This is a genomic window from Psychrobacter maritimus (assembly GCF_904846345.1).
Taxonomy (GTDB): domain Bacteria; phylum Pseudomonadota; class Gammaproteobacteria; order Pseudomonadales; family Moraxellaceae; genus Psychrobacter; species Psychrobacter maritimus.
In genome coordinates this window covers 1-5,434 of the sequence record NZ_CAJHAJ010000020.1, presented here as the reverse complement: position 1 = coordinate 5,434, position 5,434 = coordinate 1, and the positions used below count along the sequence as shown (strand labels likewise).

Here is a 5,434-nt window from a genome sequence, read left to right as displayed (position 1 = left end):
TTTATTCTAAAGCTTTCGCTTTACAAGATAGATTAATTAGAGCTTTGATACAAACCACTTGGGTGTTGTATGGTCAAGCCAAACGAGCAATTAGTACAGGTTAGCTACACACATCGCTGTGCTTCCACACCCTGCCTATCAACGTCGTAGTCTTCAACGGCTCTTTAGGGAAATCTTATCTTGAGGTGGGCTTCCCGCTTAGATGCTTTCAGCGGTTATCCCATCCGAACGTAGCTACCGGGCAATGCCACTGGCGTGACAACCCGAACACCAGAGGTTCGTCCACTCTGGTCCTCTCGTACTAGGAGCAGATCCTCTCAAATTTCCAACGCCCACGGTAGATAGGGACCGAACTGTCTCACGACGTTCTAAACCCAGCTCGCGTACCTCTTTAAATGGCGAACAGCCATACCCTTAGGACCTGCTTCAGCCCTAGGATGAGATGAGCCGACATCGAGGTGCCAAACACCGCCGTCGATATGAACTCTTGGGCGGTATCAGCCTGTTATCCCCAGAGTACCTTTTATCCGTTGAGCGATGGCCCTTCCATACAGAACCACCGGATCACTAAGACCTACTTTCGTACCTGCTCGACTTGTGGGTCTCGCAGTTAAGCGCGCTTTTGCCTTTATACTCTATGAACGATTTCCGACCGTTCTGAGCGCACCTTCGTACTCCTCCGTTACTCTTTAGGAGGAGACCGCCCCAGTCAAACTACCCACCATACATTGTCCTCGGTATTGTTATACCTGAGTTAGAACCCCGACATGACCAGGGTGGTATTTCAAGATTGGCTCCACAAACACTAGCGTGTCTGCTTCAAAGCCTCCCACCTATCCTGCACAAGTCAGGTCAAAGTTCAATGTAAAGCTGTAGTAAAGGTTCACGGGGTCTTTCCGTCTAGCCGCGGGTACACAGCATCTTCACTGCGATTTCGATTTCACTGAGTCTCTGCTGGAGACAGCGCTGCCATCATTATGCCATTCGTGCAGGTCGGAACTTACCCGACAAGGAATTTCGCTACCTTAGGACCGTTATAGTTACGGCCGCCGTTTACTGGGGCTTCGATCAAGAGCTTCGCTTACGCTAACCCCATCAATTAACCTTCCAGCACCGGGCAGGCATCACACCCTATACGTCCACTTTCGTGTTTGCAGAGTGCTGTGTTTTTAATAAACAGTTGCAGCAGCCTGGTATCTGCGACTGCCAACAGCTCAAGGAGCAAGTCCTATCACCATCGGCAGCGTACCTTCTCCCGAAGTTACGGTACCATTTTGCCTAGTTCCTTCAGCAGAGTTCTCTCAAGCGCCTTGGTATTCTCTACCTGATCACCTGTGTCGGTTTAGGGTACGATTCGTTTATAACTATTGCTTAGAAGCTTTTCCTGGAAGCATGGTATTTGCCACTTCGCTGTACAAGTACAGCTTGCTATCAGATCTCAGTATAATGACAGTCCGGATTTGCCTAAACTGTCTACCTACATCCTTTCACCTGGACAACCAACGCCAGGCTGACATAACCTACTCCGTCCCTCCATCGCATTATAAACAAGTATCGGAATATTAACCGATTTCCCATCGACTACGCCTTTCGGCCTCGCCTTAGGGGTCGACTCACCCAGCCCCGATTAACGTTGGACTGGAACCCTTGATCTTCCGGCGTGCGAGCTTTTCACTCGCATTATCGTTACTCACGTCAGCATTCGCTCTTGTGATACCTCCAGCATGCTTTACAACACACCTTCACAGGCTTACACAACGCTCCCCTACCACTTGAAAACAAATTCAAATCCGCAGCTTCGGCTCCTAGTTTGAGCCCCGTTACATCTTCCGCGCGGGCCGACTCGACTAGTGAGCTATTACGCTTTCTTTAAAGGATGGCTGCTTCTAAGCCAACCTCCTAGCTGTCTATGCCTTCCCACCTCGTTTCCCACTTAACTAGGAATTTGGGGCCTTAGCTGGCGGTCTGGGTTGTTTCCCTCTCCACAATGGACGTTAGCACCCACTGTGTGTCTCCCGGATATCACTCATCGGTATTCGGAGTTTGCATCGGTTTGGTAAGTCGGTATGACCCCCTAGCCGAAACAGTGCTCTACCCCCAATGGTGTTCGTCCGAGGCGCTACCTAAATAGCTTTCGGGGAGAACCAGCTATCACCGAGTTTGATTAGCCTTTCACCCCTATCCACAAGTCATCCCCTGGCTTTTCAACGACAGTGGGTTCGGTCCTCCGGTGCCTGTTACGGCACTTTCAACCTGCTCATGGATAGATCACTCGGTTTCGGGTCTATGCCCTGCAACTAATTCGCCCTATTAAGACTCGGTTTCCCTACGGCTCCCCTAAACGGTTAACCTTGCTACAGAACATAAGTCGCTGACCCATTATACAAAAGGTACGCGGTCACCCTAATAAATTAAGGCTCCCACTGCTTGTACGCACACGGTTTCAGGTTCTATTTCACTCCCCTCACAGGGGTTCTTTTCGCCTTTCCCTCACGGTACTGGTTCACTATCGGTCAGTCAGGAGTATTTAGCCTTGGAGGATGGTCCCCCCATCTTCAAACAGGATTTCTCGTGCCCCGCTCTACTTAATATGTTAACTCTAATGTTTCGAATACAGGACTATCACCTACTACGGTCAGCTTTCCCACGCTGTTCTTCTACATTAGAATTAATCGGCTTCTCCCCGTTCGCTCGCCGCTACTAGGGGAATCTCATTTGATGTCTATTCCTAAGGGTACTGAGATGTTTCACTTCCCCTCGTTCGCTTCTTGTACAAGTACAAGATACCTACCTTATGGTAAGTGGGTTTCCCCATTCAGAAATCTCCGGATCACAGGATATTGCCGCCTCCCCGAAGCTTATCGCAGGCTGTCACGTCTTTCATCGCCTCTGACTGCCAAGGCATCCACCATGTGCGCTTCATTACTTGACCATACAACCCCAAGTAGTCTCGACTTTAAATAAGTCTTAACTTCTAAGTGTTATAAAGTCTAATTATGATAACGATATCACCTATGTTTATACGCTTGATTCAGTTCTCTTTACTTTTTTAATAACTCACTACTGGGATAACAACTGATGTCGTTAAGTAGTGAGTTATTAAGGTTAGGAACAACGCGTGAACACGTGTTCCTAACCCAGACTCATATCTATGTTTTTAAATAGTTCTTACGCTCTCGTCGAGTCATAAGTTCTGTATAAAACAGAAAGAAGTAATCTTAGACAAATCACTTGTTTCTGTTGAATACCTATTGTATTTATTGGCATCTAAAGCTTACTTGGCGTTTATAGTGGTGGAGCCAAACGGAGTCGAACCGTTGACCTCCTGCGTGCAAGGCAGGCGCTCTACCAACTGAGCTATGGCCCCATGTAAAATGGTGGGTCTAAGTGGACTTGAACCACTGACCCCCGCGTTATCAACACGGTGCTCTAACCAGCTGAGCTACAGACCCAATTACGCTTGTTATAAACGTAAGCTTAAACTAAAGAACAACTTGTTGTGAATTCTTGCTGACCGAATGCCATCTATAAGGAGGTGATCCAGCCGCAGGTTCCCCTACGGCTACCTTGTTACGACTTCACCCCAGTCATCAACCACACCGTGGTGAACGCCTTCCTTACGGTTAGGCTATCCACTTCTGGTGCAATCAACTCCCATGGTGTGACGGGCGGTGTGTACAAGGCCCGGGAACGTATTCACCGCGGCATTCTGATCCGCGATTACTAGCGATTCCTACTTCATGGAGTCGAGTTGCAGACTCCAATCTGGACTACGATAGGCTTTTTGAGATTCGCATCACATCGCTGTGTAGCTGCCCTCTGTACCTACCATTGTAGCACGTGTGTAGCCCTGGTCGTAAGGGCCATGATGACTTGACGTCGTCCCCGCCTTCCTCCAGTTTGTCACTGGCAGTATCCTTAGAGTTCCCGGCTTAACCCGCTGGTAACTAAGGACAAGGGTTGCGCTCGTTGCGGGACTTAACCCAACATCTCACGACACGAGCTGACGACAGCCATGCAGCACCTGTATTCTAATTCCCGAAGGCACTCCCGCATCTCTGCAGGATTCTAGATATGTCAAGACCAGGTAAGGTTCTTCGCGTTGCATCGAATTAAACCACATGCTCCACCGCTTGTGCGGGCCCCCGTCAATTCATTTGAGTTTTAACCTTGCGGCCGTACTCCCCAGGCGGTCTACTTATTGCGTTAGCTGCGTCACTAAGTCCTCAAGGGACCCAACGACTAGTAGACATCGTTTACGGCGTGGACTACCAGGGTATCTAATCCTGTTTGCTACCCACGCTTTCGAACCTCAGTGTCAATATGATGCCAGAAGGCTGCCTTCGCCATCGGTATTCCTCCAGATCTCTACGCATTTCACCGCTACACCTGGAATTCTACCTTCCTCTCACCTATTCTAGCCTAACAGTATCAGATGCAGTTCCCAGGTTAAGCCCGGGGATTTCACATCTGACTTATCAAGCCACCTACGCTCGCTTTACGCCCAGTAATTCCGATTAACGCTTGCACCCTCTGTATTACCGCGGCTGCTGGCACAGAGTTAGCCGGTGCTTATTCTGCAGCTAATGTCATCGTCCGTGGGTATTAACCACGGAGTCTTCTTCACTGCTTAAAGTGCTTTACAACCAAAAGGCCTTCTTCACACACGCGGCATGGCTGGATCAGGGTTGCCCCCATTGTCCAATATTCCCCACTGCTGCCTCCCGTAGGAGTCCGGGCCGTGTCTCAGTCCCGGTGTGGCTGATCATCCTCTCAGACCAGCTACAGATCGTCGCCATGGTAGGCCTTTACCCCACCATCTAGCTAATCCGACTTAGGCTCATCTAATAGCGAGAGCAACAAGTTGCCCCCTTTCTCCCGTAGGTCGTATGCGGTATTAATTCGAGTTTCCCCGAGCTATCCCCCACTACTAGGTAGATTCCTAAGTATTACTCACCCGTCCGCCGCTCGACGCCTGATAGCAAGCTATCATCGTTTCCGCTCGACTTGCATGTGTTAAGCCTGCCGCCAGCGTTCAATCTGAGCCATGATCAAACTCTTCAGTTTAATCTTGCTATGAAGCTCTTTAAAGAAGCTTCTAAACTTGGCTCATCTAATCTGGCAAAATCGCTAAAAATTATGTTCGTAATGAATTAACTTTGAGTTTTTCTGCTGTCTTAAATGATAATTTTTATAGTTAGAATGAACTCCGAAAAGGAGTTAAAACCAACTTTATTTTTTAGCATTCTGAATCAGCAAAAATCCACACAAGTTGTTCTTTAGTTATGCTTTTAAATAGTGTCACGCTACTGTCGTCCAGTAGATGATTATATAGGGTATTTCTCTTTGCTATCCAGTCTAAGTTAATAACTTATCCTATCTAGCGAGCCGACTATCATATCATAATGATTTGGTTTGTCAAGCTTTTTTATAA

2 tRNA genes and 2 rRNA genes are annotated in these 5,434 nt (G+C 48.2%); all 4 read right to left on the bottom strand.

Annotated features, from left to right (window positions below):
- Positions 1 to 69 precede the first annotated feature (69 nt).
- The 4 genes from JMX50_RS13095 to JMX50_RS13080 all read right to left on the bottom strand — a co-directional run bounded on the left by JMX50_RS13095 (position 70) and on the right by JMX50_RS13080 (position 5,067).
- A 23S ribosomal RNA gene (locus tag JMX50_RS13095) occupies positions 70 to 2,932 on the bottom strand.
- A gap of 359 nt (positions 2,933 to 3,291) precedes the next feature.
- Positions 3,292 to 3,367: transfer RNA gene (locus JMX50_RS13090), tRNA-Ala, on the bottom strand.
- Positions 3,368 to 3,375: 8 nt separating this feature from the next.
- Positions 3,376 to 3,452 (bottom strand) — tRNA-Ile (locus tag JMX50_RS13085).
- Positions 3,453 to 3,528: 76 nt separating this feature from the next.
- Positions 3,529 to 5,067, bottom strand: a 16S ribosomal RNA gene (locus JMX50_RS13080).
- The 16S and 23S rRNA genes sit together here with 2 tRNA genes alongside, the layout of an rRNA operon.
- Positions 5,068 to 5,434: the final 367 nt, after the last annotated feature.